24 protein-coding genes and 1 other RNA gene are annotated in these 25711 nt (G+C 54.0%); 10 read left to right on the forward strand and 15 right to left on the reverse strand.

The features are described 5' to 3' along the window. Positions 1–3 precede the first annotated feature (3 nt). Positions 4–717, reverse strand: a complete 714-nt coding sequence (gene dsbC, locus ACE15A_RS19345; RefSeq protein ID WP_023249209.1) for a bifunctional protein-disulfide isomerase/oxidoreductase DsbC — start codon at positions 715–717, stop codon at positions 4–6. 23 nt (positions 718–740) lie between these two features. After that, positions 741–1637 carry a site-specific tyrosine recombinase XerD gene (gene xerD, locus ACE15A_RS19350; protein ID WP_000434302.1) on the reverse strand — a complete coding sequence of 299 codons (897 nt, stop codon included), beginning with the start codon at positions 1635–1637 and terminating at the stop codon, positions 741–743. 112 nt (positions 1638–1749) lie between these two features. On the opposite strand from xerD, the gene fldB reads away from it, so the two are divergent. Next, positions 1750–2271, forward strand: a complete 522-nt coding sequence (gene fldB / locus ACE15A_RS19355) for a flavodoxin FldB (protein WP_001055884.1) — start codon at positions 1750–1752, stop codon at positions 2269–2271. Between the two features lie 51 nt (positions 2272–2322). Here fldB and ACE15A_RS19360 read toward each other — a convergent pair whose 3' ends face one another. Beyond that, on the reverse strand, positions 2323–2736 hold the full coding sequence (locus ACE15A_RS19360) for a protein YgfX (RefSeq protein ID WP_023249207.1): 414 nt from the start codon (positions 2734–2736) through the stop codon (positions 2323–2325). Beyond that, positions 2717–2983: an FAD assembly factor SdhE gene (gene sdhE / locus ACE15A_RS19365; protein WP_000351186.1), complete on the reverse strand. Its 267-nt coding sequence runs from the start codon at positions 2981–2983 to the stop codon at positions 2717–2719. Before sdhE ends, ACE15A_RS19360 begins: the two co-directional genes overlap by 20 nt. 252 nt (positions 2984–3235) lie before the next feature. On the opposite strand from sdhE, the gene ygfZ reads away from it, so the two are divergent. Beyond that, on the forward strand, positions 3236–4216 hold the full coding sequence (gene ygfZ / locus ACE15A_RS19370) for a tRNA-modifying protein YgfZ (RefSeq protein ID WP_023249206.1): 981 nt from the start codon (positions 3236–3238) through the stop codon (positions 4214–4216). A 100-nt stretch (positions 4217–4316) separates the two neighbouring features. Here the strand turns inward: ygfZ and ACE15A_RS19375 are convergent, their stop codons facing one another. Both ACE15A_RS19375 and yqfB read right to left on the reverse strand, forming a co-directional pair. Beyond that, positions 4317–4976: a hemolysin III family protein gene (locus tag ACE15A_RS19375; protein WP_023249205.1), complete on the reverse strand. Its 660-nt coding sequence runs from the start codon at positions 4974–4976 to the stop codon at positions 4317–4319. 163 nt (positions 4977–5139) lie between these two features. Continuing rightward, positions 5140–5451, reverse strand: a complete 312-nt coding sequence (yqfB, locus tag ACE15A_RS19380; RefSeq protein ID WP_001182976.1) for a N(4)-acetylcytidine aminohydrolase — start codon at positions 5449–5451, stop codon at positions 5140–5142. 158 nt (positions 5452–5609) lie between these two features. Between yqfB and bglA the strand changes: the two genes are divergently transcribed. Further along, positions 5610–7043 carry a 6-phospho-beta-glucosidase BglA gene (gene bglA, locus ACE15A_RS19385; RefSeq protein WP_053508122.1) on the forward strand — a complete coding sequence of 478 codons (1434 nt, stop codon included), beginning with the start codon at positions 5610–5612 and terminating at the stop codon, positions 7041–7043. A gap of 64 nt (positions 7044–7107) precedes the next feature. On the opposite strand, the gene gcvP is transcribed toward bglA, so the two are convergent. The 7 genes from gcvP to ACE15A_RS19420 form a co-directional block, all read right to left on the reverse strand. Next, a complete protein-coding gene (gcvP, locus tag ACE15A_RS19390) occupies positions 7108–9981 on the reverse strand; it encodes an aminomethyl-transferring glycine dehydrogenase (protein WP_380911703.1) in 2874 nt (957 codons plus the stop codon). Positions 9982–10268: 287 nt separating this feature from the next. Next, complete coding sequence (gcvH, locus tag ACE15A_RS19395; RefSeq protein ID WP_053508125.1) at positions 10269–10658, reverse strand: glycine cleavage system protein GcvH; 390 nt, start codon at positions 10656–10658, stop codon at positions 10269–10271. A 25-nt stretch (positions 10659–10683) separates the two neighbouring features. Further along, positions 10684–11778, reverse strand: a complete 1095-nt coding sequence (gene gcvT / locus ACE15A_RS19400) for a glycine cleavage system aminomethyltransferase GcvT (protein ID WP_064055715.1) — start codon at positions 11776–11778, stop codon at positions 10684–10686. A gap of 454 nt (positions 11779–12232) precedes the next feature. Beyond that, positions 12233–13435 (reverse strand): FAD-dependent 2-octaprenylphenol hydroxylase, encoded by a 1203-nt coding sequence (gene ubiI / locus ACE15A_RS19405; protein WP_053508128.1) that lies wholly within the window; start codon positions 13433–13435, stop codon positions 12233–12235. 97 nt (positions 13436–13532) lie between these two features. Continuing rightward, positions 13533–14711 (reverse strand): 2-octaprenyl-6-methoxyphenyl hydroxylase, encoded by a 1179-nt coding sequence (gene ubiH / locus ACE15A_RS19410; RefSeq protein ID WP_053508129.1) that lies wholly within the window; start codon positions 14709–14711, stop codon positions 13533–13535. Then, entirely contained in the window at positions 14708–16024 is a 1317-nt protein-coding gene (gene pepP, locus ACE15A_RS19415) for a Xaa-Pro aminopeptidase (protein ID WP_053508130.1), read from the reverse strand. The genes ubiH and pepP overlap by 4 nt, the downstream gene beginning before the upstream one ends. Positions 16025–16049: 25 nt before the next feature. After that, complete coding sequence (locus ACE15A_RS19420) at positions 16050–16628, reverse strand: YecA family protein (protein ID WP_000027236.1); 579 nt, start codon at positions 16626–16628, stop codon at positions 16050–16052. 166 nt (positions 16629–16794) lie between these two features. Here ACE15A_RS19420 and zapA point away from each other — a divergent pair, with 166 nt between their 5' ends. The 3 genes from zapA to ACE15A_RS19435 all read left to right on the forward strand — a co-directional run bounded on the left by zapA (position 16795) and on the right by ACE15A_RS19435 (position 17984). Continuing rightward, positions 16795–17124 (forward strand): cell division protein ZapA, encoded by a 330-nt coding sequence (gene zapA, locus ACE15A_RS19425; RefSeq protein WP_001276011.1) that lies wholly within the window; start codon positions 16795–16797, stop codon positions 17122–17124. A gap of 41 nt (positions 17125–17165) precedes the next feature. Further along, positions 17166–17349, forward strand: a non-coding RNA gene (gene ssrS, locus ACE15A_RS19430) — 6S RNA. A 20-nt stretch (positions 17350–17369) separates the two neighbouring features. Next, positions 17370–17984 (forward strand): 5-formyltetrahydrofolate cyclo-ligase, encoded by a 615-nt coding sequence (locus ACE15A_RS19435; RefSeq protein ID WP_053508132.1) that lies wholly within the window; start codon positions 17370–17372, stop codon positions 17982–17984. 362 nt (positions 17985–18346) lie between these two features. Here the strand turns inward: ACE15A_RS19435 and serA are convergent, their stop codons facing one another. Both serA and rpiA read right to left on the reverse strand, forming a co-directional pair. Beyond that, positions 18347–19579 (reverse strand): phosphoglycerate dehydrogenase, encoded by a 1233-nt coding sequence (serA, locus tag ACE15A_RS19440; RefSeq protein WP_001151631.1) that lies wholly within the window; start codon positions 19577–19579, stop codon positions 18347–18349. Positions 19580–19844: 265 nt separating this feature from the next. Further along, on the reverse strand, positions 19845–20504 hold the full coding sequence (rpiA, locus tag ACE15A_RS19445; protein WP_000189739.1) for a ribose-5-phosphate isomerase RpiA: 660 nt from the start codon (positions 20502–20504) through the stop codon (positions 19845–19847). 153 nt (positions 20505–20657) lie between these two features. Between rpiA and argP the strand changes: the two genes are divergently transcribed. The 4 genes from argP to scpB all read left to right on the forward strand — a co-directional run bounded on the left by argP (position 20658) and on the right by scpB (position 25696). Continuing rightward, complete coding sequence (gene argP, locus ACE15A_RS19450) at positions 20658–21551, forward strand: DNA-binding transcriptional regulator ArgP (protein ID WP_000828345.1); 894 nt, start codon at positions 20658–20660, stop codon at positions 21549–21551. Between the two features lie 216 nt (positions 21552–21767). Continuing rightward, positions 21768–23912 carry a methylmalonyl-CoA mutase gene (gene scpA, locus ACE15A_RS19455; RefSeq protein WP_053508320.1) on the forward strand — a complete coding sequence of 715 codons (2145 nt, stop codon included), beginning with the start codon at positions 21768–21770 and terminating at the stop codon, positions 23910–23912. Next, a complete protein-coding gene (gene meaB, locus ACE15A_RS19460) occupies positions 23905–24900 on the forward strand; it encodes a methylmalonyl Co-A mutase-associated GTPase MeaB (RefSeq protein ID WP_053508133.1) in 996 nt (331 codons plus the stop codon). Before scpA ends, meaB begins: the two co-directional genes overlap by 8 nt. Before the next feature lie 10 nt (positions 24901–24910). Next, on the forward strand, positions 24911–25696 hold the full coding sequence (scpB, locus tag ACE15A_RS19465; RefSeq protein WP_023247138.1) for a methylmalonyl-CoA decarboxylase: 786 nt from the start codon (positions 24911–24913) through the stop codon (positions 25694–25696). Positions 25697–25711 lie beyond the last annotated feature (15 nt).

Raw genomic sequence — 25711 nt, forward strand, 5'->3', positions numbered from 1 at the left:
GTATTATTTACCACTGGTCTGTTTTTGATGCTCATCAAGAAACGCTTTCATCTCTTTCGGTCCCTGATAGCCAGGCACCACATAGCCGTTACTCAATACAATGGCTGGCGTACCGCTAACGCCCAACTGTACGCCCAACGCATAATGATCAGCAATATTCACGTCACAGCTTGCCGGTTTCACGCCCTTACCTGCCATGGCGTCATCAAACGCTTTGTTTTTGTCTTTGGCGCACCAGATAGATTTCATATCCTGCTCCGCCTGGCTTTCCAGCCCCTGGCGCGGGAAGGCCAGATAACGTACCGTTATCCCCAGCGCGTTATAATCTTTCATCTCTTCATGTAGCTTATGACAATAGCCGCAGGTGATATCGGTAAAAACAGTAATGACATGTTTCTCATCCGGCGCTTTATAGACGATCATCTCTTTTTCCAGCGCATTTAGCTGGCCCATCAGCAGTTTATTCGTCACGTTTACCGGATGCGCGCCGCTCACGTCATACATCGGCCCTTGAATAATATGTTTGCCGTCGTCAGTGACGTACAGTACGCCGCTGTTAGTGAGGACGGTTTTCATGCCTGCCACTGGCGAGGCTTGAATTTCCGTACTCTGAACGCCCAGCTTAGCCAGCGACTGACGGATAGCCGCATCATCCGCATGGGCCACGCCTGAAAACGCCGCCGCCAGTAAAGTGAACATCATAAAACGCTTTTTCATAAACTATCCTTTCCTGTCAGCACTCATGCCCGCGGATGGTGCTGTTGATGAAGTTGACGTAAACGCTCCGTTGCGACATGCGTATAAATTTGTGTCGTCGAAAGATCGCTATGTCCAAGTAGCATTTGTACAACGCGCAAGTCGGCGCCGTGATTCAGCAAATGCGTGGCAAAAGCGTGACGTAAAACGTGCGGCGACAGTTTTTCGCTATCAATTCCAGCCAGTACCGCATAATGTTTAATACGGTGCCAGAAGGTCTGCCGTGTCATCTGCTGCGCACGCTGGCTGGGGAACAATACGTCAATCGATACGCCATTGAGTAACCAGGGACGCCCATGCTCCAGATACGTCTCCAGCCAATACACCGCCTCTTCGCCTAACGGCACCAACCGCTCTTTATTGCCTTTACCGATAACCCGCACCACGCCCTGCCGCAGACTGATATCGCTCATTGTCAGCCCCACCAGTTCCGACACGCGCAAACCAGTGGCGTACAGCACTTCCAGCATAGCTTTATCGCGCAACTCCAAAGGTTGATCAATAAGCGGCGCCTGTAAGAGTCGTTCAACCTGCGCCTCGCTAAGGTCTTTCGGTAAACGCTGCGGAAGCTTAGGCGAGGCCAACTGCGCGCTCGGGTCATCCTCACGATACTTTTCACGGTACAGATGCTGGAAAAAGCGCCGCATAGCGCTTAACAGGCGTGCGGAGCTGGTCGCTTTGTATCCGCCCTCCACCCGTTCAGCCAGCAGCGTTTGCAAATCATCAGCCTGTGCCGTCGCAAGCGTTTTTCCGCGATGATGCAACCACGCAACGACCATCGATAAATCGCGACGATACGCGCTTAATGTATTTTCCGCCAGATTTCGTTCCAGCCACAGGGCATCCAGAAACTGCTCAATACGCGCTAAATCCTGTTCCATTCGCGCCCCCTACTTCACGCTTACTTTTGGTGCATTATGCCTCATTGTGCCGTGAATGCAGCGATTCTGTTACACTACCCGCAACGCTATAGCAGAATCGAGATGTAACGTAATGAACATGGGTCTTTTTTACGGTTCCAGCACGTGCTACACCGAGATGGCCGCAGAGAAAATTCGCGATATCCTCGGCCCGGAGCTGGTGACATTACATAACCTCAAGGATGACGCGCCCGCCTTAATGGAGCAGTACGACGTGCTCATTTTAGGCATCCCCACCTGGGATTTTGGCGAAATCCAGGAGGACTGGGAAGCCGTCTGGGAGCAGTTAGACGATCTCAATCTGGAAGGCAAAATCGTTGCGCTTTACGGTATGGGCGACCAGCTCGGCTACGGTGAGTGGTTCCTGGATGCTCTGGGTATGTTGCATGACAAACTTGCCCTCAAAGGCGTTAAATTTGTCGGCTACTGGCCCACTGAAGGCTACGAATTTACCAGCAATAAACCGGTCATTGCGGATGGGCAACTGTTTGTCGGCCTGGCGCTGGATGAAACGAACCAGTACGATCTCAGCGATGAGCGTATACAGGCCTGGTGTGAACAAATTCTCGGCGAAATGGCCGAACACTACGCCTGAAGCCTTACCCCTGCATGCGCCTCCCGACGGAACCGGTTTTGTGCCGTTCCGTCAGTGTTGGCGCGATATTGGTTGCTGTAACATTATCCGACGCAACTCACGCCATTCCGCTGCTTCCATGCTATCCGCCGCCAGCCATAAATGCTGATGGTGCCCAGACTCAGCGCGTAAACGCAACACCATCCCGCTCCTCAGTAACCAGGGCGGACGCAAAAGCGTCCAGTCCTGCCCCTGCCAGCGTAAGCGCCCATCCATTAGCAGCTTGATTTCTCCCTGGCAGGTATTAATCCTGCGCTGGCTACGTACGCAGTCAAACACGACCAGCGACAGTAGCATCATCCACAATGGGGTATAACTCAGCGGCCAGGGCATCAATAAAATCACCGCGGCAACCAGCCCATGAATAAGCAACGAGATCCACTGAGCGCGCCATGAGACGCGTAATTCAGATTGCCACAGGACCACGTTCCCGATTCCGTGTCTGAATGAGTCGGACCATCTGTTCCAGTTCAGCGTCAGCCGGTTTACCGTGATTCATCAACCAGTTAAATAAATCCGGGTCATCACTCTGCAACAAACGGACAAAAATACGCTTTTCTTCGTCGCTTAAACTATCGTACTCATGTTCAAAAAACGGCATGATGGAAATATCAAGTTCGCGCATACCGCGACGACATGCCCAGTGAATACGTGCTTTATTGTGAATGTCCATGTTCTTCTTCCTGCCTCGCGAAAATGAAGTACCGGGCTATTGTAACGTGTTTTTGACGTTGTTTTACGGGAATCTCAGTAATCTGGAACGCGATCGCGAAATAAAAAGCAGGGAATCAATATGTTCACCCGTTTTGGATACCGCCTCGCAAAACGATCAATCCGCTCTCAATGGGCTATTTAAAGCACTTGCAATGGGCTATGGCTCTTTTACCATTAACCATTATTGTTGCAGCTAACCAGGACATTAATTATGGCTTTTATCTCCTTTCCACCACGTCATCCCTCGGCGTCAGCCCGCCTGCCGCTGACGCTGATCGCGCTTGACGACTGGGCGCTGGCGACCATTACCGGCGTAGACAGTGAAAAGTATATTCAGGGCCAGGTCACCGCTGACGTAAGCCAGATGACTGAACAGCAACACCTTCTCACCGCCCACTGCGATGCTAAAGGTAAGATGTGGAGCAATCTGCGTCTGTTTCGCGAGCGCGACGGTTTCGCCTGGATTGAACGCCGTAGCGTGCGTGAAGCGCAATTAACGGAGCTGAAAAAATACGCCGTATTTTCCAAAGTGGTCATCGCGCCGGATGACGACCACGTATTGCTTGGCGTGGCGGGTTTTCAGGCTCGCGCGGCGCTGGCTAATGTCTTTAGCGTACTGCCCAATAGCGAAAATCAGGTGGTCAGAGACGGTGTGTCCACGCTGCTGTGGTTTGAACATCCTGCAGAACGATTCCTGCTTGTCACCGATGTCGCTACGGTAAACATGTTAACGGAGAAGTTGCACGGTGAAGCCGAACTGAATAACAGCCAACAGTGGTTGGCGTTGGATATTGAAGCAGGCATTCCGGTGATTGACGCAGCGAACAGCGGTCAGTTTATCCCCCAGGCGACTAACCTACAGGCGCTGGGCGGCATCAGCTTCAAGAAAGGCTGCTACACCGGGCAGGAGATGGTCGCGCGGGCAAAATTCCGCGGCGCCAATAAACGCGCGCTTTGGTCGCTGGCGGGCAAAGCCAGCCGGGTACCGGAAGCAGGAGAAGATCTGGAGCTACAGATGGGCGAGAACTGGCGTCGTACTGGCGCTATTCTGGCTGCGACGCAGTTGGACGATGGTCAGTTACTGGTTCAGGCCGTCATGAATAACGATTTAGAGGCCGAAAGCGTCTTCCGCGTTCGCGACGATGCCAACACCCTGCATATCGTCCCGCTCCCCTACTCGCTGGAAGAGTGATATCGCGTTAAAAACCGGATAGCCTGATGGCGCTGCGCTATCAGGCCCGCACGCGCTGTTGCCGTAGGCCAGATAAGGCGCTTGCGCCGGCATCACGACATTACGCCTGCCCCACATACAAATAGATGGCCAGGAAATGGCACACGCTGCCGCCCAGTACAAAACCATGCCAGATAGCGTGGTTATAAGGTATGCGTTTGCAAACATAGAAAATCACGCCCAGCGAATAAACGACACCGCCTACCGCCAGCAGCGTCACGCCGCCTATCGCCAGCTTAATCGCCAGTTGATAAACCACAATCAGCGATAGCCAGCCCATTGCCAGATACGTAACCAGTGAAAGCACTTTAAACCGGTGCGCAATTGTCAACTTGAAGAGGATACCGAGTAGCGCCAGGCTCCAGATCACAATCATCAACCCGCGCGCCAGCGGCGAATCCAGACCTACCAGCAGAAATGGTGTATAGGTTCCGGCAATGAGCAGATAGATAGCGCAGTGATCAAATTTCTTTAACCAGATTTTTGCCCGCTGATGAGGAATGGCATGATAAAGCGTTGAGGCAAGAAAAAGCAGGATCATGCTCCCGCCATATAAACTGTAGCTGGCGATAGCCGTCATACCAGCATTCGCCTCTACCGCCTGAACCAACAACAGCACCAGGCCGACAATACCAAATACCAATCCAATGCCGTGGCTAATACTGTTGGCGATTTCCTCAGCCAGCGAATAACCCTGCGCCATTAATGGTTTTTGCCCCATAACTTACTCCGGAGAAACGTTCATAATGATGAACTGCGCCTCTAGCGTAACTGAGAATAGTTCCAGTGAACACATGTTAGCTAAAATAAATCCGTAAAATTATATTTTTATTATTATTCAACGTGTTAAATTGAAAAATTCAACTAACAAGCGTTCAGATTTATTAAAGACATTTAAAATCAATCACATAAAATTGCGTCTGGTTGGGATAGATTTCAGCAATTACACGCTTCAGCTCATCAAGAGACATATTTTCCTGTTGCGCATGTTTTTCGTTCAGCGTATCCAGCGTCACAGTTGACGTTCCTGTCACTTCGATTGTGCAAAAATAGCCATCATCTTCGAACCGCCCCACGCGTAGCACATCGCCTGCTTTAAAGTGGGACTCGGAGGCATCACGAATAGTGATGGTTTTACGCCCTGCCAGAATGTCATTCTGGAAACGTTGAAAGAAAGTAATGTCGTTTGGCTGCATGTGGTTATCCCCCTGAATATGGCCCCTTGAAGTGAATGTTACGATCTGAATGTGTTCTTGTCCCGACACGCGAGCACCCTGGAATTTTGCGTACGCTTTACATGTCATTTGGTGCAGAATGAATGATAACAGACTAAATAAATTGAGATTATGCAACAATGAGAAAACTCACCCTGCCAAAAGATTTTTTATGGGGCGGCGCGGTTGCCGCCCACCAGGTCGAAGGCGGCTGGAATCAAGGCGGTAAAGGCCCCAGTATCTGCGACGTGTTAACCGGCGGCGCACACGGCGTACCACGCGAAATCACCCAGGACGTCGTTCCTGGCAAATATTATCCGAACCACGAGGCGGTCGATTTTTACGGACATTACAAAGAAGACATCCGGCTTTTCGCCGAAATGGGGTTCAAATGCTTCCGTACCTCTATTGCCTGGACGCGTATCTTCCCGAATGGCGACGAATCCCAGCCAAACGAAGCCGGTCTGAAATTCTACGACGACATGTTTGATGAGTTGCTCAAATACAACATCGAACCGGTCATCACCCTTTCCCACTTTGAAATGCCGTTACATCTGGTACAGCACTACGGCGGCTGGACCAATCGTAAGGTCGTTGATTTCTTTGTCCGTTTTGCTGAAGTCGTGTTTGAACGCTACAAACATAAGGTCAAATACTGGATGACCTTCAATGAAATCAACAATCAGCGAAACTGGCGCGCGCCGCTATTTGGCTACTGCTGTTCCGGCGTGGTGTATACCGAGCATGAGAATCCAGAAGAAACCATGTATCAGGTCTTACATCATCAGTTTGTCGCCAGCGCGCTGGCGGTAAAAGCGGCACGTCGTATTAATCCGCAGATGAAAGTCGGCTGTATGCTGGCGATGGTCGCGCTGTACCCCTTCTCCTGTAAACCGGAAGATGTGATGTTTGCTCAGGAATCGATGCGCGAACGCTATGTCTTTACCGACGTCCAGCTACGCGGCTACTACCCAAGCTATGTGCTGAACGAATGGGAGCGTCGCGGCTTCAACATCAAGATGGAAGCAGACGACGAAGCCATTTTGCGTGAAGGTACCTGCGACTATTTAGGCTTCAGCTACTACATGACCAACGCGGTCAAAGCCGAAGGCGGTAGCGGCGATGCGATTTCCGGCTTTGAAGGCAGCGTGCCTAACCCCTACGTCAAAGCCTCTGACTGGGGTTGGCAGATTGACCCGGTGGGCCTGCGTTATTCATTGTGTGAACTGTACGAACGCTATCAAAAGCCGCTATTTATCGTCGAAAACGGCTTTGGCGCATACGATAAGGTTGAAGAAGACGGCAGCATCAATGATGACTATCGCATTGACTATTTACGTGCTCATATTGAAGAGATGATGAAAGCAGTGACCTGGGATGGCGTAGATCTCATGGGTTACACGCCGTGGGGCTGTATCGACTGCGTTTCATTCACTACCGGACAGTACAGCAAGCGTTACGGCTTTATCTATGTGAACAAGCATGACGATGGTACTGGCGATATGTCACGTTCACGTAAGAAAAGCTTCAACTGGTACAAAGAGGTGATCGCCAGCAACGGCGAGAAATTATAGTTGCGATTGCCGGGTGGCAGCTACGCCTTACCCGGCCTACAAAACTTTTTTACAGCGGTAGTAATTACTGGTATTCGCTCATCGGTACGCAGGAACAGAACAGATTCCGGTCGCCATACACGTCATCAAGGCGTTTCACGGTCGGCCAGTACTTGTTCGCCACGCCCGCCGGGAAGACGGCAACCTCACGGCTGTAACCATGATTCCACTCCGCCGCCAGCTCATTTTGCGTGTGCGGCGCATTCACCAGCGGATTATCTTCCAGCGGCCACTCACCAGCTTTCACGCGCTCGATTTCCGCGCGAATCGCCAGCATCGCATTGATAAAGCGATCCAGCTCAGCCTTACCTTCAGATTCCGTCGGCTCTACCATCAGCGTGCCCGCGACCGGGAAAGACATGGTTGGCGCATGGAAACCGTAATCGATTAAGCGCTTGGCGATATCCAGCTCGCTAATGCCGGTCTCCTCTTTCAGCGGGCGAATATCAAGAATACATTCGTGCGCCACGCGGCCATCGCGACCGGTATACAGTACCGGATACGCGTCTTTCAGACGACTGGCGATATAGTTAGCATTCAGAATCGCCACCTGGCTCGCCTGTTTTAACCCCTCCGCGCCCATCATGCGGATATACATCCAGCTAATCGGCAGAATGGAGGCGCTGCCGAACGGCGCCGCAGACACTGCGCCCTGGCGAGTCAGCATTCCTTCAATTTGCACCACACTGTGACCCGGCACAAACGGCGCCAGATGCGCTTTCACGCCGATTGGTCCCATCCCCGGACCACCACCGCCGTGCGGAATACAGAAAGTTTTATGCAAATTGAGGTGCGAAACGTCTGCGCCAATAAAGCCCGGTGAGGTGATACCAACCTGAGCGTTCATGTTCGCGCCGTCAAGGTAAACCTGACCACCAAACTGATGAACGATGTCACACACGTCACGGATCGTTTCTTCATAGACGCCGTGCGTAGACGGATACGTCACCATGATGCAGGAGAGATTTTCGCCTGCCTGCTGCGCGTTGGCGCGCAAATCGTCAAGATCGATGTTACCGTTCTTATCGCATGCCACCACCACCACCTGCATTCCCGCCATCTGAGCGGATGCCGGGTTGGTGCCGTGGGCAGATGCCGGGATCAGGCAGATATCGCGATGCCCTTCGTTACGGCTTTCATGATAGTGACGAATCGCCAGCAGCCCCGCGTATTCCCCCTGCGCGCCGGAGTTCGGCTGCATACAGACGGCGTCGTACCCGGTGAGTTTCACCAGCCAGTCAGAAAGCTGGCTAATCATCTGATGATATCCTTCCGCCTGCTCCGGCGGGCAGAACGGATGCAATTCGGCAAATTCCGGCCAGGTAATAGGGATCATTTCAGCAGCGGCGTTCAGCTTCATGGTGCAGGAACCCAGCGGGATCATCGCCTGGTTCAGCGCCAGATCTTTACGCTCCAGCGAATGCATATAGCGCATCATTTCGGTTTCGCTGTGGTAACGGTTAAATACCGGATGCGTCAGAATCGCGTCATCGCGCAGCATACTTTGCTGAATGGAGCGGCTATCAAGCGCCACGTCTTTATCCAGCGTTTCAATGTTCAGGCCGTGGTCATCGCCCAACAGTACCGTAAACAGTTGCAGGACATGGTCGCGGGTAGTGGTTTCGTCCAGGGTGATGCCCACCGCGTTATGAATATCGCTGCGCAGATTGATCTCTGCCGCTTCAGCACGCGCCAGTACCGCAGCTTTATCGGCCACTTCCACACACAGCGTGTCGAAGTAGTGCGCGTGGCGCAGCTTCAGCCCTTTTTGTTGCAGGCCAGCCGCCAGAATATCAGTCAGGCGATGGATACGATTAGCGATGCGCTTCAGGCCGACCGGACCATGATAAACGGCATACAGACTGGCGATGTTAGCCAGCAGCACCTGCGAGGTACAAATGTTGGAGTTCGCTTTCTCACGACGGATATGCTGCTCGCGCGTCTGCATCGCCATGCGCAGCGCGGTGTTGCCCGCCGCGTCTTTTGAGACACCGATAATACGGCCTGGCATGGAGCGTTTGAATTCATCTTTGGCGGCAAAGAATGCCGCGTGCGGGCCACCGTAACCCATCGGTACGCCAAAACGTTGCGCAGAGCCAAAAACAATATCCGCGCCCTGTTTACCCGGCGCGGTGAGCAGCACTAACGCCATAAAATCGGCGGCGACGCTGACGATCACTTTACGGGCTTTGAGTTCGCTAACCAGCGCGCTGTAGTCGTGAATTTCGCCCGTGGTGCCTACCTGTTGTAACAGCACACCGAATACGTCCTGATGATCCAGCACTTTTGCCGCATCATCGACAATCACATCAAAGCCGAAGGTTTTGGCGCGGGTGCGGACGACATCCAAAGTTTGCGGATGGACATCAGAGGCGACAAAGAAACGGTTGGCATTTTTCAGTTTGCTGACGCGCTTTGCCATCGCCATCGCTTCAGCGGCGGCGGTCGCTTCATCCAGCAGCGAGGCGGAGGCCATGTCCAGTTCGGTCAGATCCAGCGTCACCTGTTGGAAGTTGAGCAGCGCTTCCAGACGCCCCTGAGAGACTTCCGGCTGATACGGCGTGTAGGCGGTATACCAGCCTGGATTTTCCAGCATGTTGCGCAGGATAACCGGCGGTAGCTGCACGGCGGTATAGCCCATACCAATGTACGACGTGAAGCGCTTGTTACGGCCCGCGATGGCTTTTAATTCTGCCAGCGCGGCATATTCGGTTGCCGCCTCGCCAACCTGAGGCGGGGTCGCGAGCTGAATGTCTTTCGGCACGATCTGGCCTGTCAGCGCGTTTAATGACTCGGCGCCGACGGCATTCAGCATCTCTTGCTGCTGCTCGGCGTCGGGTCCAATGTGGCGTTCAATGAAAGCGCCGCTGTTTTCAAGCTGGCTTAACGTCTGTGTCATGAGCGATGGTTCCTGAAACATGCAGTGAATCGTATTTGTCAGACTACGTTGCCCGGTGACGCTAGCGCTTACCGGGCCTGAGCATATAAAACGAATACGCAAAATCATTCGCGATGCAGGACGGCGGCGACGCAGAGAGTCCCCAGTAGCTTACATAAGTAAGTGACTGGGATGAGCGAAGACAAACCGGCTACGCCGGTTTGAACAGCGCTTGCGCTGGCCCCGAAGGGGCGAGGCCTCAGGCCGAGTAAAGCTAACGCGCCTGCAGCGTGAAGGATGAAGCGTATTTACTCGTCTTCGAGTAATGCTTCGTACGCGGTGGCATCCAGCAGAGACTCCAGCTCGCTTTCATTGCTGGCTTTGATTTTAAAGATCCAGCCGCCGGCATACGGTTCGCTGTTAACCAGCTCCGGGGAGTCGCTCAGCGCATCGTTTACCGCCACGATCTCGCCGCTTATCGGCGCATAAATGTCGGACGCCGCTTTTACGGACTCCGCCACGGCGCAGTCGTCGCCCGCGCTTACGGTCGCGCCGACTTCCGGCAGATCAACAAAAACCATATCGCCCAACAGCTCCTGAGCGTGTTCAGTAATGCCAACGGTGTAAGTGCCGTCCGCTTCTTTACGCAGCCATTCGTGTTCTTTGCTGTATTTCAGTTCTGCGGGTACGTTGCTCATCAATCAATCTCCAAAAAAGGATGAATCACGCGACGGCTTTGCCGTTACGCACAAAAACAGGTTTAGTCACTTTTACCGGCATTTCACGGTTACGAATTTGTACAATCGCCGTCTCGCCGATGCCCGCCGGAACGCGCGCCAGCGCAATGCTGTAGCCCAACGTTGGGGAGAACGTCCCGCTGGTGATAATACCTTCTTGCTGATTGCCCTGCGCATCGATAAAACGCACCGGCAGTTCATTACGCAATACGCCTTTCTCAGTCATCACCAGACCGACAAGCTGCTCATGGCCTTTTTCACGCTGCATCTCCAGCGCCTCACGGCCAATAAAGTCGCGATCCGTCGGTTCCCAGGCGATAGTCCAGCCCATGTTGGCCGCCAGCGGAGAGATACCTTCATCCATCTCCTGACCGTACAGGTTCATGCCTGCTTCCAGACGCAGCGTGTCACGCGCGCCAAGACCGCACGGCTTCACGCCCGCCTCCACCAGCGCACGCCAGAAATCCGCCTCTTTTTCATTCGGCATGGCGATTTCATAGCCCGCTTCGCCGGTATAACCGGTGGTGGCAATAAACAGATCGCCCGCCTGTACGCCGAAGAACGGCTTCATCCCTTCTACCGCGTTACGCTGCGCCTCGCTAAACAGCGTCGCCGCTTTTTCCTGCGCATTCGGCCCCTGTACCGCAATCAGCGACAGGTCGTCACGAACGGTGATGTCGATGGCATAAGGTTCAGCGTGTTGGGTAATCCAGGAGAGATCTTTTTCGCGGGTGGCGGAGTTAACAACGAGACGGAAGAAATCTTCAGTGAAGTAGTAGACGATGAGGTCATCAATCACCCCACCCGAGGCATTGAGCATACCGGAATAAAGCGCTTTGCCGGTGATGGTCAGCTTCGCCACGTCGTTGGCCAGCAGATAACGTAGAAACTCTCGTGTGCGGCTACCATGAAGATCGACAATCGTCATATGCGATACATCAAACATCCCGGCATCAGTGCGCACAGCGTGGTGTTCATCAAGCTGGGAACCGTAATGCAGGGGCATCATCCAGCCATGAAAATCGACCATGCGGGCGCCGCATAGCGTGTGTTGTTCGTACAAAGGCGTCTGTTGGGCCATCTTTTCCTCGTTGAATTAGCGGGGGCTAACAACCATTTTCATGGGAAATCTTCGCCACGAAACCTGACATCGACGCCCTTTTCCCTGCGCCGACGCAAACGTTCTCTTACTCCTGAACTTACCACCGAACCAAACGCTAAACCATAAGGCTGAATTTACCATCACATTAGCTTATGACTAAAAAACGCCAAAACCCCATCAGCACAAAAAACCACTATCACGATAAATGACCTCCATAAACAGCAAGCTGATACGATTTATCCCGACATGAATTAATATTAAATGCGGAAAAAATGTCGAAAATCACGTTAGCTAAAAATGGTGACATTAGAAAATATAATGCGAAATAAGCGGTGAAATTAGATTATTTCAAATGAGGATAGCCCCCCGGCACGATAGCCGGGAAAGCAAAGTGTGACGGGTTTCAAACTCTTGCCGGCGTGCAGTCAAACGCTTAACGAAGCCATTGCGGAAGGTCGTTTAACCCCATCGCCTGGCGAAGCAGTTGGGGTTTGACGCCGGGGAGCGTATCGGCCAGTTTCAGCCCGATGTCGCGCAGCAATTTTTTTGCCGGGTTTTCTCCGGCAAACAGGTCACGAAAACCCTGCATCCCGGCCAGCATCATCGCCGCGCTATGTTTACGGCTACGCTCATAACGACGAAGATAAAGATGTTGGCCAATGTCTTTGCCCTGGCGCTGAAGCCGGCGCAGATCGTCCACCAGTTCAGCCGCGTCCATAAAGCCGAGGTTGACGCCTTGCCCTGCCAGCGGATGGATGGTGTGCGCAGCATCGCCGACCAACGCCAGACGATGTGCGGAAAACTGGCGAGCATAGCGGCCCGTCAGAGGAAAGACCTGTCGTTCGCTTTCCACGCGGCATAAGCCCAGCCGATTATCGAAGGCGATAGTCAACGCCTGGTTAAACGCCTCGTCGCCGCTCTGTTGCATACGCTCCGCATCCTGCGGAGAAAGCGACCAGACAATGGAACACAGATGCGGATCGCTTAACGGCAAAAACGCCAGAATACCCTCACCATGAAATACCTGGCGAGCAACCGCGCCGTGCGGCTCTTCGGTGCGGATAGTCGCTACCAACGCATGGTGTCGGTAGTCCCAGAAGGTTAAGGGAATATCCGCTTTGTTACGCAGCCAGGAGTTGGCGCCATCCGCGCCAATCACCAGACGCGCGGTTAACATCGCGCCGTCTTTTAAGGTCAGGAAAGCGTCGTTCTCTCCCCAGGCGACCTGCTGCAACTCCGCTGGCGCCATTAAGGTGATATCCGCTGCTTGCTGCGCTTTCTGCCACAGTGCGTAGTGAATGACGCTGTTTTCAACAATATGCCCCAGATGGCTATATCCCATGCTTGCGTCATCAAACGTAATACGGCCAAAGCTGTCTTTATCCCAGACTTCCATACCGTGGTAGCAACTTGCCCGCCGCGCCACAATGTTTGACCATACGCCAAGACGGGTAAGCAGTTTTTCGCTGGCGGCATTAATCGCCGACACCCGAAGCTGAGGCGGCGCATCGTTCGCCAACGGCTGGGGGACAACGTGATCCAGTACCGCAACGCGCAAACCGCTCCCCTGCAAGCCGCAGGCGACAGCCAGTCCCACCATGCCTCCGCCAACTATTGCTACATCAACACTTTGCACTATTTACTCCTGGTCAAATGACGCCTTTCGTAGGTCTGATAAGCGAAACGCCATCAGGGCTTGTACAGCGCCTGCCGGATGGCGGCTTACGGTTAACTTATCGCGCGACCCAGCCAAGCGTACGCTGTGCCAACGCATCGCGCGCAGGCGGTAATAATTCCATCGCCATTAAACCGATATTGCGCCCAATAACCAGCGGCGCCCAGCGATTTGCAAACAGATGGACCAGACTGTTCGTCACGCCAATCGTCGTATCCCGGTCAACCTGACGACGCTGCTGATAGCGCGATAACACGTGCCAGGCGCCAATATCCTCGCCCGCGTCCTGTGCCGCGACCAGCGTTTCCGCCAGACTCATGACATCGCGCAGACCGAGATTAAACCCTTGCCCGGCGATAGGATGCAACGTCTGCGCCGCATTGCCGACCAGTACAGTCCGGTGAGTAAACGCTTTCGCCGCCGTAGTAAGAGCAAGCGGATACGCGCTGCGCTTACCCGCCAGAGTCATTCGCCCCAGCCGCCAGCCGAACGCGGCCTGCAACGCATGACAGAACTGCGCGTCAGACCAGCTCAGCACCTCATCGCGCTGGTCGAGCGGGTGACACCAAACCAGCGAACATCGGCCGTGCGACATCGGCAACATCGCCAGCGGGCCATGGGGGGTAAAACGTTCAAAGGCGCGTCCCTGATGCGGGATAGCGGTCGCGACATTCGCTATCACCGCTAACTGTTCGTAAGGCTCCTGACGCCAGTCAACGCCGCAGGCTGACGCCAGCGCGGAGTGGGTACCGTCAGCCGCCACCAGAACGCTGCCAGCTATCACATTGCCGTTTTCCAGAGTGACGTTAACCTGCTGCTGGGTACGCGACACGCTGGCTACGCGCTCCGGGCAGTGCAGCGTAACGCCCGGCGCTTTACGCAAGAGCGCAAACAGACGCAGCCCGATATCATGCAGCTCCGCAACGTGACCCAACGCTGCCAGGCTGTAATCCTGCGCGTCGAGAGTCACAAATCCGGCATGACCGCGATCGCTGACGTGTACGGTGTTGATTGCCGTTGCGCAATCGGAAATCGCCTGCCAAACGCCAATTCGCGCCAGTTGCTGGCAAGTGCCCGCCGCCAGCGCAATCGCTCTGGCGTCAAAGCCGGGATGACCGTCGGCTTCAGGCGCTTTCGCTTCAATCAGATGTACCGGCAACGTCCCATGACTGAATTGAGAGATGGCCAGCGCCAGCGTCGCGCCTGCCATGCCGCCGCCAACGATAATGACGCTCATTGCTGCCGCGCCGCCGCCATTAACGCTTCAATGTCATCCGCCTTCTTCACAACGCCAGCGGTCAGGTTGTCATTACCGGTTTCGGTAATGACAATGTCATCTTCAATTCGAACGCCAATGCCGCGATACGCTTCCGGCACGTCGGCATCCGGCGCGATATAGAGACCTGGCTCTACAGTCAGCACCATGCCCGGCTCCAGGATGCGGGAGCGATCCGGCCCATAAACGCCAACATCGTGAACATCCAGCCCCAACCAGTGGCTCAAGCCATGCATAAAGAAGGGACGATGCGCGTTTTCGGCAATCAGTTGATCAACCTCTCCTCGCAAAATCCCCAGCTTCACCAGCCCGGTTATCATGATGCGCACCACTTCGCCGGTTACTTCCTGAATAGAAGTACCAGGACGAAACAGTCGCAGGCTGGTCTCCAGCGATTCCAGAACGATGTCATAAATTTCACGCTGAGCTGGCGTGAATTTCCCGTTCACCGGGAAAGTACGCGTGATATCGCCCGCGTAACCTTTATATTCACAGCCTGCGTCGATAAGCACTAAATCGCCGTCGCGCATTTCACTTTCGTTTTCAGTGTAATGCAGGATGCAGCCATTTTCGCCGCTGCCGACAATGGTGTTATAAGACGGATAGCGCGCGCCGTGGCGATTAAATTCGTGGTGAATTTCACCCTCCAACTGATACTCAAACATCCCCGGACGGCATTTTTCCATCGCGCGGATATGCGCCAGCGCGCTAATTTTCCCGGCGCGGCGCATGAGCGCAATCTCTTCCGGCGATTTGAACAGGCGCATCTCATGGACGATAGGTCGCCAGTCAGTCATGGTGGCCGGCGCGGTCAGATTCTGGCGGGAGCCTTTACGTAGCTTCTCCAGCGCAGCCAGAACAATCTCGTCGGCATACGCATATTCGCCCTGCGCGTGGTACACCACATCCAGACCGTTAAGCAATTGAAAGAGTTGCTGGTTGATTTCGCTAAACGCCAGCGCCCGGTCAACGCCCAGTTTTTCCGGCGCGGCATCCTGCCCTAAACGGCGACCAAACCAGATTTCCGCCGTCAGGTCGCGAACGCGGTTGAACAAAACGCTGTGGTTGTGGGTGTCATCACTCTTAATCAGTACCAGCACGGCCTCCGGTTCGTTAAAACCGGTGAAATACCAGAAGTCGCTACTCTGGCGATACGGATATTCACTGTCTGCGCTACGCGTCGCCTCCGGCGCGGCAAAGATCAGCGCGGCGCTGCCGGGCTGCATTTGCGCCAGTAATGCCTGGCGACGACGTTGGTATTCCTGCTGAGTCATGACATGGCCTCCATTTCGTTTTTTCTTAGTGTAGCGTCGGTTTACGCACTTCCGGCGCAGTCGGCTGTTGGCGCGTGAAAGTGTCATGACATAACAGCGCCGCAACACGGACATATTCAATAATCTCTTCGAGCGACATCTCCAGCTCTTCCTGATCTTCGCTCTCATCATAACCAAGCTGCGCAATATTACGCAGGTCGTCAATCGCTTCACCCGTTTCGCCGGTGACTTTATCAAGTTTAGGCTGCGTTACGCCGAGGCCAAGCAAAAAGTGGTTAACCCACCCGGCTAACGCATCCGCGCGATCAAACACGCTGACATCGTCGCCTTCAGGCAGATAAAGCTGAAAAAGAAAGCCGTCGTCTTCCAGCGCGTCGCTGGTCGCCGCGTGCATTTTGCGCAGCGCCTGAGCAAGCTCATGCCCGAAGGCCAGACCTTCGTTCGTCAGGTCGTGAAGCAGCGGCTGCCATGAGCTGTCGTTGTTGCCGCCGCAAATCATCCCGCTGATTAAACCATGCATTTCAGCCGGGGTCAGACCGGCCCCTTGTTGATTCAAAAACCGGTTCATTTCGTTGTAACCAGGCATTTCGTTCTGTATAGACATAAGCATTCGTCATCAAAGGGAGGATATTCATGGTATGCTACCACTTTGGACCCTGGTGAACCAGAAAAGGGCTTGTATCTTCACACCAGGGTAGCTATAGTGTCGCCCCTTCGCGGACCCTGGGTCTGGAGACGAAGGCAGCGCAGTCAATCAGCAGGAAGGTGGCATGTCTGCACAACCCGTCGATATCCAAATATTTGGCCGTTCACTGCGAGTGAATTGCCCGCCTGACCAAAGGGATGCGTTGAATCAGGCTGCGGACGATCTGAATCAGCGGTTGCAAGATCTGAAAGTTCGCACTAGAGTCACAAATACTGAGCAGTTGGTTTTCATTGCCGCATTGAATATCAGCTATGAGTTAACTCAGGAAAAAGCGAAGACCCGCGACTACGCGGCGAGCATGGAACAACGTATTCGGATGCTACAACAGACCATCGAACAGGCGTTGCTTGATCAGGGTCGCATAACCGAAAAAACGGGCCAAAACTTTGAATAACACTTTTCGCTTTACTATGGTAAAGTGATTGTGAAAACAGAATTTCTCTGAGATGTTTGCAAGCGGGCCAGTCCCCTGAGCCGATATTTCATACCACAAGAATGTGGCGCTCCGCGGTTGGTGAGCATGCTCGGTTCGTCCGAGAAGCCTTAAAACTGTGACGACACATTCACCTTGAACCAAGGGTTCAAGGGTTACAGCCTGCGGCGGCATCTCGGAGATTCCCCTTCTGACTGGCGACAGCCATGATGCAACTTCCTGAACTCTCTTTATCACGACAAGAAATCCGCCGAGTGATTCGGCAACGTCGCCGTGCGCTGACGCCAGAGCAGCAACGCCGCTTTGGTCAACAGGCCGCCGCCAGAATGCTCAGTTTTCCTCCTGTCGTGATGGCGCACACTGTCGCCGTGTTTCTCTCCTTTGACGGCGAACTCGACACCCAGCCGCTGATAGAACAGCTTTGGTTATCAGGAAAACGGGTTTACTTACCGGTACTGCATCCATTCAGCGCTGGTAATTTGCTGTTTTTGCATTACCATCCGCACAGCGAACTGGTAACCAATCGTCTGAAAATTCAGGAGCCTAAGCTGGATGTGCGCGACGTTTTACCGCTCTCCCAACTGGATGTGCTGGTGACGCCGTTAGTGGCGTTTGACGACGACGGACAGCGTCTGGGGATGGGTGGCGGTTTTTATGACCGTACGCTACAAAACTGGCAGTCTTATGGTTTGACACCGGTCGGCTATACGCACGATTGCCAGCGCGTCGAAAAACTGCCGGTTGAAGAATGGGATATCCCTCTACCTGCGGTAGTGACGCCGTCAAAGGTGTGGACCTGGCAGGCCCATTCTCCTGATTGACAGCGTCGTTTTTTTGACCTAAATTCGTCGGTAAAGGGTGAGGGAGGCGAACCTCCCTCCTGCGTTTGTGCTGTTAATATGCTGGCGTAGCGATGATTAACAGTATCAGCAGTATGATGACGTACCTCATCATTGTCCCTTTCCTTTCATAGCCCCTGCTTCGGTAGGGGCCTTTCCGTTTCAGCCCAGTGCTGACCCCTATCGTAAGTTTCTTTTTCTCACACACAATGCACGGCAAAGCCTTTAATCACCCATTGCGGCCAAGCTCGAAAACAGAATGTATACGTTACAAAAGGTTCAACCAGGCAGGGAAACAGAGGAAAAGTTCGGGCAGACCGACGACCTGCCCGTGAAGGGTAAAATCAGTACAGCAGACGGGCGCGAATGGTGCCCGGAATCGCCTTCATCGCCAGCAGCGCTTTCTCCGCCACATCGCCATCGGCTTCTATATCAATCACCACATACCCCATTCGGGCGGAGGTTTGCAGATACTGCGCGGCAATATTAACGCCCTGCTCGGCAAAGATCTGGTTAAGCGCGGTCAATACGCCCGGACGGTTTTCATGAATGTGCATCAGACGACGACCGCCGTGCAGCGGCAGCGACACTTCCGGGAAGTTCACGGCGGAAAGCGTCGAGCCGTTATCCGAATACTTAATCAGTTTTCCTGCAACTTCCAGACCGATGTTTTCTTGCGCCTCCTGCGTCGAGCCGCCGATATGCGGCGTCAGGATCACGTTATCGAATTCGCACAGCGGAGAGGTAAACGGATCGCTATTAGTGGCCGGCTCCGTCGGGAAGACGTCGATAGCCGCCCCCGCCAGATGTTTCGTCGCCAGCGCGTCGCACAAAGCCGGGATGTCCACCACCGTACCGCGCGCGGCGTTAATCAGCAGCGAACCGGGCTTCATCAGGGCAATCTCTTTTGCGCCCATCATATTTTTGGTAGAGGCGTTTTCAGGTACATGCAGACTGACCACATCACTCATATTCAGCAATTCAGACAGGTGCTGTACCTGAGTTGCATTACCGAGCGGCAGTTTATTTTCAATATCATAGAAATAGACATGCATCCCCAGCGATTCCGCCAGAATGCCCAACTGCGTCCCGATATGGCCGTAACCGATAATGCCAAGCTTTTTGCCGCGCGCTTCGAACGATCCCGCCGCCAGTTTATTCCATACGCCGCGGTGCGCTTTGGCGTTCGCTTCCGGCACGCCGCGCAGCAGCAGCAATAGCTCGCCAATCACCAGCTCCGCCACGGAACGGGTATTCGAGAATGGCGCGTTAAAGACCGGAATACCGCGTTTTGCCGCCGCATTTAAATTCACCTGGTTGGTGCCGATGCAAAAACAGCCAATCGCCACCAGCTTCTCTGCGGCATTAATCACTTCCTCTGTCAGATGAGTACGGGATCGCAGACCGATGAAGTGGGCATCGCGGATGGACGCTTTCAACTGTTCAGCGTCCAGCGCGCCCTTGTGATATTCAATGTTGGTGTAACCTGCCGCACGAAGGCTTTCCAGCGCCTTTTGATGCACCCCTTCAACCAGCAGAAATTTAATTTTATCTTTCTCCAGCGATACCTTTGCCATTTCCCCGATCCTGTCTTTTTTGCCATCTGATGTTGTGTGTGGATTTGCATCCGTCCTTCAACATATCAAAAAAAATTATCGCGGCAATATGAACGTTTGCGCCAGCGTCCTGAAGGAATCGCATACAGCGGGAAATAGCAGATGAAAATGCCAGGAATAACTTTTTCTTTGGAGAGATCGGCAGGGCAAACGATTAAACGTGATACATGTCACCAAATTTGCCCTGACCGAATTTTTTACGCGGCAGGAAATGCGCCTGGCGGGATTATTTTACGATGGTTTTCACCCCGTCCGGCGTGCCAATCAGTGCAACATCGGCGCCACGGTTGGCGAACAGCCCCACGGTCACGACGCCCGGAATCGCGTTAATGGCATTTTCCAGCGCGATGGGATCAAGGATTTCCATACCATAAACATCCAGAATCACGTTGCCGTTATCCGTGACCACGCCCTGACGGTACTCCGGACGCCCGCCCAGCTTCACCAGTTGACGAGCGACCGCGCTGCGCGCCATCGGAATCACTTCGACCGGCAATGGGAATTTGCCAAGAATATCCACCTGTTTAGAGGCATCCGCGATACAGATAAATTTCTCCGCCACGGAAGCAATAATTTTCTCACGGGTTAATGCCGCGCCGCCGCCTTTGATCATCTGCATATGACCGTTGATTTCGTCCGCGCCGTCGACATAGATGCCCAGGCTATCCACTTCGTTGAGATCAAACACATGAATACCGAGGCCTTTGAGTTTTTCAGTCGAGGCGTCCGAGCTGGAGACCGCGCCTTCAATCTGGCCTTTCATTGTGCCCAGCGCATCAATAAAGTGTGCGGCCGTTGAGCCTGTACCAACGCCCACAATGGTGCCGGGCTGTACATACTGAAGTGCCGCCCATCCTACCGCTTTTTTCAGTTCATCCTGCGTCATAGATCGTTTCGCCTGTGGTGTGAAAATTCAGCCGCATTATAGAACATTGTCGGGAAAAATCTCCGTGTCCGTACACAGGCTACGGATTTCATCTGTACCGACGGCAAATTTATGTCATAGTGCGGAAAAAAATATCAGGAGCACGACACAACAATGAAACGTCCGGACTACAGAACACTACAGGCGCTGGATGCCGTTATACGTGAACGAGGATTCGAGCGCGCCGCCCAGAAACTGTGCATCACGCAATCCGCCGTCTCACAGCGCATAAAACAGCTTGAGAATATGTTCGGACAACCTTTGTTGGTGCGTACCGTTCCTCCTCGCCCCACCGAGCAAGGGCAAAAATTACTGGCTCTGCTGCGTCAGGTTGAACTGCTGGAAGAAGAGTGGCTGGGCGATGAACAAACCGGCTCTACGCCGCTGCTGCTGTCGCTGGCGGTTAACGCCGACAGTCTGGCGACCTGGCTGCTTCCGGCGCTGGCGCCGGTGCTGGCGGACTCCCCTATCCGTCTCAACTTACAGGTGGAAGATGAAACGCGCACGCAAGAACGTCTGCGTCGCGGCGAGGTGGTGGGCGCGGTGAGTATCCAGCATCAGGCGCTGCCCAGTTGCCTGGTGGACAAACTGGGCGCGCTCGACTATCTGTTTGTCGCGTCAAAACCGTTTGCCGAGCGCTATTTCCCCAACGGCGTTACCCGTTCGTCCCTGCTGAAAGCGCCTGCCGTCGCGTTCGACCATCTGGATGATATGCATCAGGCCTTTTTGCAACAGAATTTCGATCTGCCGCCCGGCAGCGTGCCGTGCCATATCGTTAATTCATCCGAAGCTTTTGTACAGCTTGCGCGGCAGGGCACGACCTGCTGCATGATCCCTCACCTGCAGATTGAGAAAGAGCTGGAAAGCGGCGAGTTGATCAACTTAACGCCCGGTTTGCTACAACGCCGGATGCTTTACTGGCACCGTTTTGCCCCGGAAAGCCGGATGATGCGCAAAGTGACCGACGCGCTGCTGGAGTACGGGCACAAGGTGCTGCGTCAGGATTAGCCTTTCTTATTAATGCCGGATGGCGGCGTGAACGCCTTATCCGGCCTGCATGACCCATTATTCCCCCATCACTTCTTTGAAATTCATCACAAAATCATTACATTCAGGCGGCAAAAAACGACGCGCCGTTGGCTATTTTTTGCAGGCGACAAGGTGATTAAAAACGCTCACCGTATTAGCAAATCTTCATTTTCATTGCGTAATACGGAGCGAAAAATGGCTAATTTACAGGCGTGGCAAACGCTCGCCAATAAGGAGCTAAGCCGACGGGAAAAAACCGTCGAATCGTTGATACGGCAAACAGCGGAGGGCATTGCCGTTAAACCGCTGTATACCGAAGCCGATCTTGATAATCTGGAGGTCACCGGTACGCTGCCCGGCCTGCCGCCTTACGTGCGTGGTCCACGCGCCACCATGTACACCGCCCAGCCATGGACCATTCGTCAGTATGCCGGATTCTCCACCGCCAAAGAGTCCAACGCCTTTTATCGTCGCAACCTCGCCGCCGGGCAAAAAGGCCTTTCTGTCGCTTTTGATCTGGCGACCCACCGTGGTTATGACTCTGATAACCCGCGCGTGGCGGGCGATGTCGGTAAAGCCGGCGTGGCGATTGATACCGTCGAAGATATGAAAGTGCTGTTCGACCAGATCCCGCTGGATAAGATGTCAGTATCGATGACGATGAACGGCGCAGTATTGCCGATAATGGCGTTTTATATCGTCGCAGCGCAGGAGCAAGGCGTCGCGCCTGAACAGCTCACCGGGACAATACAAAACGACATTTTGAAAGAGTATCTGTGCCGTAACACCTATATCTATCCGCCAAAACCGTCCATGCGTATTATCGCCGACATCATCGCCTGGTGTTCCGGGAACATGCCGCGCTTTAACACTATCAGCATCAGCGGCTATCACATGGGCGAAGCTGGCGCGAACTGCGTGCAACAAGTGGCATTTACCCTGGCGGACGGTATCGAATACATTAAAGCCGCCCTTTCCGCCGGGCTGAAAATTGATGATTTCGCTCCGCGCCTGTCGTTCTTTTTCGGTATCGGTATGGACCTGTTTATGAACGTTGCCATGCTGCGCGCCGCACGCTATCTGTGGAGCGAAGCAGTGAGCGGTTTCGGCGCGACCAATCCCAAATCGCTGGCACTACGTACCCATTGCCAGACCTCCGGCTGGAGCCTGACCGAGCAAGACCCTTATAACAACGTCATTCGCACCACCATTGAAGCGCTCGGCGCCACGCTTGGCGGCACCCAGTCTCTGCATACTAACGCCTTTGATGAAGCGCTCGGCCTGCCGACCGACTTTTCGGCGCGTATCGCCCGTAATACGCAGATCATTATTCAGGAAGAGTCGGCGATCTGCCGCACCGTCGATCCGCTGGCGGGCTCATATTACGTCGAGTCACTCACCGATCAGATCGTCAAGCAAGCCAGAGCGATTATCAAACAGATCGACAAGGCGGGCGGCATGGCGAAGGCGATCGAGGCTGGATTACCGAAGCGGATGATCGAAGAAGCCTCCGCCCGCGAACAGTCGCTCATCGACCAGGGCGAACGCGTTATCGTCGGCGTCAACAAATACAAGCTGGAAAAAGAAGACGAAACGGCAGTACTGGAAATTGATAACGTGAAGGTGCGCAACGAGCAGATCGCCGCGCTGAAACGCATCCGCGCTACTCGCGATAACCGTGCGGTGAAAGCTGCTCTGGAAGCGCTGACTCACGCGGCGCAGCATCATGAAAACCTGCTGGCCGCCGCCGTCGAGGCCGCCCGCGTTCGCGCCACGCTGGGGGAAATCTCCGATGCTCTGGAAGCGGCGTTTGATCGCTATCTGGTGCCCAGCCAGTGCGTTACCGGCGTGATTGCGCAAAGCTATCATCAGTCCGATAAGTCTGCCGGTGAGTTTGATGCTATTGTTGTGCAAACTCAGCAATTTCTCGCTGACACTGGGCGCCGTCCGCGCATCCTGATCGCCAAAATGGGCCAGGACGGCCACGATCGCGGAGCAAAAGTGATCGCCAGCGCCTATTCCGATCTCGGTTTCGATGTCGATCTCAGCCCTATGTTCTCTACCCCAGACGAGATCGCCCGCCTGGCGGTGGAAAATGACGTTCATGTCATAGGCGCCTCATCGCTGGCCGCCGGTCATAAAACATTAATTCCGGAGCTGGTGGCAGCACTCAAAAAATGGGGCCGCGAGGACATCTGCGTGGTGGCGGGCGGCGTGATCCCGCCGCAGGACTACGCTTTCCTTAAAGCACATGGCGTGGCGGCAATTTATGGTCCCGGCACGCCGATGCTGGAGAGCGTACGCGATGTTCTGACCCGGATTAGTCAGCATCATGATTAACGATACCACGCTGATAGACGCCGTCACGCGCCTGCGTCAAGGCGATCGCGCCACGCTCGCGCAAGCGATGACGCTGATAGAAAGCAGCCATCCTCGTCATCAGGAACTTAGCGCGCGCCTGCTGGATGCCATTATGCCTTTTACCGGTAACGCTCTGCGGCTGGGGATCACCGGAACGCCAGGCGCCGGAAAAAGCACATTTCTGGAAGCCTTCGGCATGTTATTGATTCGCCAGAACTTACGCGTGGCAGTTATTGCCGTCGATCCCAGCAGCCCGGTAAGCGGCGGCAGTATTCTCGGCGATAAAACCCGAATGACAGCGCTTTCGCGATCGGACGCGGCGTTTATTCGTCCCGTCCCTTCCGGCGGACATCTGGGCGGTGCCTGTCTGCGCGCGCGGGAGCTGATACTGCTGTGCGAAGCGGCAGGCTATGACATCGTCATCGTCGAAACCGTAGGCGTTGGCCAGTCGGAAACGGAAGTCGCCAATATGGTGGACTGTTTTATTGCGCTACAGATCGCCGGTGGCGGCGATGATCTGCAGGGGATTAAAAAAGGCATTATGGAGGTGGCGGATCTGATCGTCATTAATAAGGATGATGGCGATAATCGCGGCAATGTGGCTATCGCCCGCCATATGTATGAAAGCGCGCTGCATATCCTGCGCCGCAAGTATGCCGAATGGCAGCCGCAGGTTCTAACCTGTAGCGCCCTGCAAAATCGCGGAGTCGACCAGGTATGGCAAACCCTCTGTGATTTCCGCTCTACCCTTGCCGCCAGCGACCGTCTGGAGCAGGTACGCCGTCAGCAGGCGCTTCACTGGTTACAGCAACAAACGAAAGAACAGACGTTGCATATGCTGTTTGCCCGCCCCGATTTTGCGCGCTATTTCCAGCACACGTTGCAGGCTGTGAAAAGCAACGATCTTTCACCGCGCACCGGTCTGCGGCGCATTAGCGAATTTCTACAGAATCATTACTTTCAATAAAGAGATTATTATGTCTTATCAATATGTTAATGTCGTTATTATTCAAAAAGTCGCGGTCATTGAATTCAATTATGCCCGTAAACTTAACGCCCTGAGCAAAGTCTTTATTGATGATCTGATGCAAGCGCTAAGCGATCTTAATCGTCCAGAAATTCGCTGCATTATTCTGCGCGCGCCCAGCGGCGCAAAAGTCTTTTCCGCAGGCCATGATATTCATGAATTGCCCAGCGGACGGCGCGATCCGCTGTCTTATGACGATCCGCTACGTCAGATCACCCGCTTGATCCAGAAGTATCCCAAGCCGGTGATCTCAATGGTAGAGGGCAGCGTTTGGGGTGGCGCGTTTGAGATGATCATGAGCTCCGATCTGATCATCGCCGCCAGCACTTCCACTTTCTCCATGACGCCGGTGAATCTTGGCGTACCGTACAACCTGGTCGGCATTCATAACCTGATCCGCGATGCGGGATTCCATATCGTTAAGGAGCTAATTTTTACCGCGTCGCCAATTACTGCCCAGCGCGCGCTGGCGGTCGGCATTCTTAACCATGTTGTTGAAGCCGACGAACTGGAAGATTTCACGTTACAAATGGCGCACCATATTTCAGAAAAAGCGCCGTTGGCCATAGCGGTGATAAAAGAAGAACTGCGGGTGCTGGGCGAAGCGCACACCATGAATTCTGATGAGTTTGAACGCATCCAGGGAATGCGGCGCGCCGTTTATGACAGCGAGGATTATCAGGAAGGAATGAACGCTTTTCTGGAAAAACGTAAGCCCCATTTCGTGGGGCACTGAGGGTGAGGATCACGC

Origin of the sequence: Salmonella sp. HY31, assembly GCF_042604575.1 — a bacterium.
GTDB lineage: Bacteria > Pseudomonadota > Gammaproteobacteria > Enterobacterales > Enterobacteriaceae > Salmonella > Salmonella diarizonae.

What these genes read in the sequence shown, in the direction of transcription:
- sdhE (WP_000351186.1), bottom strand. Translation starts at nt 2,983, where the DNA reads ATGGACATTCACAATAAAGCACGTATTCACTGGGCATGTCGTCGCGGT.
- ygfZ (WP_023249206.1), top strand. Translation starts at nt 3,236, where the DNA reads ATGGCTTTTATCTCCTTTCCACCACGTCATCCCTCGGCGTCAGCCCGC.
- dsbC (WP_023249209.1), bottom strand. Translation starts at nt 717, where the DNA reads ATGAAAAAGCGTTTTATGATGTTCACTTTACTGGCGGCGGCGTTTTCA.
- meaB (WP_053508133.1), top strand. Translation starts at nt 23,905, where the DNA reads ATGATTAACGATACCACGCTGATAGACGCCGTCACGCGCCTGCGTCAA.
- gcvP (WP_380911703.1), bottom strand. Translation starts at nt 9,981, where the DNA reads ATGACACAGACGTTAAGCCAGCTTGAAAACAGCGGCGCTTTCATTGAA.
- scpB (WP_023247138.1), top strand. Translation starts at nt 24,911, where the DNA reads ATGTCTTATCAATATGTTAATGTCGTTATTATTCAAAAAGTCGCGGTC.
- scpA (WP_053508320.1), top strand. Translation starts at nt 21,768, where the DNA reads ATGGCTAATTTACAGGCGTGGCAAACGCTCGCCAATAAGGAGCTAAGC.
- yqfB (WP_001182976.1), bottom strand. Translation starts at nt 5,451, where the DNA reads ATGCAGCCAAACGACATTACTTTCTTTCAACGTTTCCAGAATGACATT.
- zapA (WP_001276011.1), top strand. Translation starts at nt 16,795, where the DNA reads ATGTCTGCACAACCCGTCGATATCCAAATATTTGGCCGTTCACTGCGA.
- serA (WP_001151631.1), bottom strand. Translation starts at nt 19,579, where the DNA reads ATGGCAAAGGTATCGCTGGAGAAAGATAAAATTAAATTTCTGCTGGTT.
- pepP (WP_053508130.1), bottom strand. Translation starts at nt 16,024, where the DNA reads ATGACTCAGCAGGAATACCAACGTCGTCGCCAGGCATTACTGGCGCAA.
- xerD (WP_000434302.1), bottom strand. Translation starts at nt 1,637, where the DNA reads ATGGAACAGGATTTAGCGCGTATTGAGCAGTTTCTGGATGCCCTGTGG.
- ACE15A_RS19375 (WP_023249205.1), bottom strand. Translation starts at nt 4,976, where the DNA reads ATGGGGCAAAAACCATTAATGGCGCAGGGTTATTCGCTGGCTGAGGAA.
- gcvT (WP_064055715.1), bottom strand. Translation starts at nt 11,778, where the DNA reads ATGGCCCAACAGACGCCTTTGTACGAACAACACACGCTATGCGGCGCC.
- gcvH (WP_053508125.1), bottom strand. Translation starts at nt 10,658, where the DNA reads ATGAGCAACGTACCCGCAGAACTGAAATACAGCAAAGAACACGAATGG.
- bglA (WP_053508122.1), top strand. Translation starts at nt 5,610, where the DNA reads ATGAGAAAACTCACCCTGCCAAAAGATTTTTTATGGGGCGGCGCGGTT.
- fldB (WP_001055884.1), top strand. Translation starts at nt 1,750, where the DNA reads ATGAACATGGGTCTTTTTTACGGTTCCAGCACGTGCTACACCGAGATG.
- rpiA (WP_000189739.1), bottom strand. Translation starts at nt 20,504, where the DNA reads ATGACGCAGGATGAACTGAAAAAAGCGGTAGGATGGGCGGCACTTCAG.
- ACE15A_RS19420 (WP_000027236.1), bottom strand. Translation starts at nt 16,628, where the DNA reads ATGTCTATACAGAACGAAATGCCTGGTTACAACGAAATGAACCGGTTT.
- argP (WP_000828345.1), top strand. Translation starts at nt 20,658, where the DNA reads ATGAAACGTCCGGACTACAGAACACTACAGGCGCTGGATGCCGTTATA.
- ACE15A_RS19435 (WP_053508132.1), top strand. Translation starts at nt 17,370, where the DNA reads ATGATGCAACTTCCTGAACTCTCTTTATCACGACAAGAAATCCGCCGA.
- ubiH (WP_053508129.1), bottom strand. Translation starts at nt 14,711, where the DNA reads ATGAGCGTCATTATCGTTGGCGGCGGCATGGCAGGCGCGACGCTGGCG.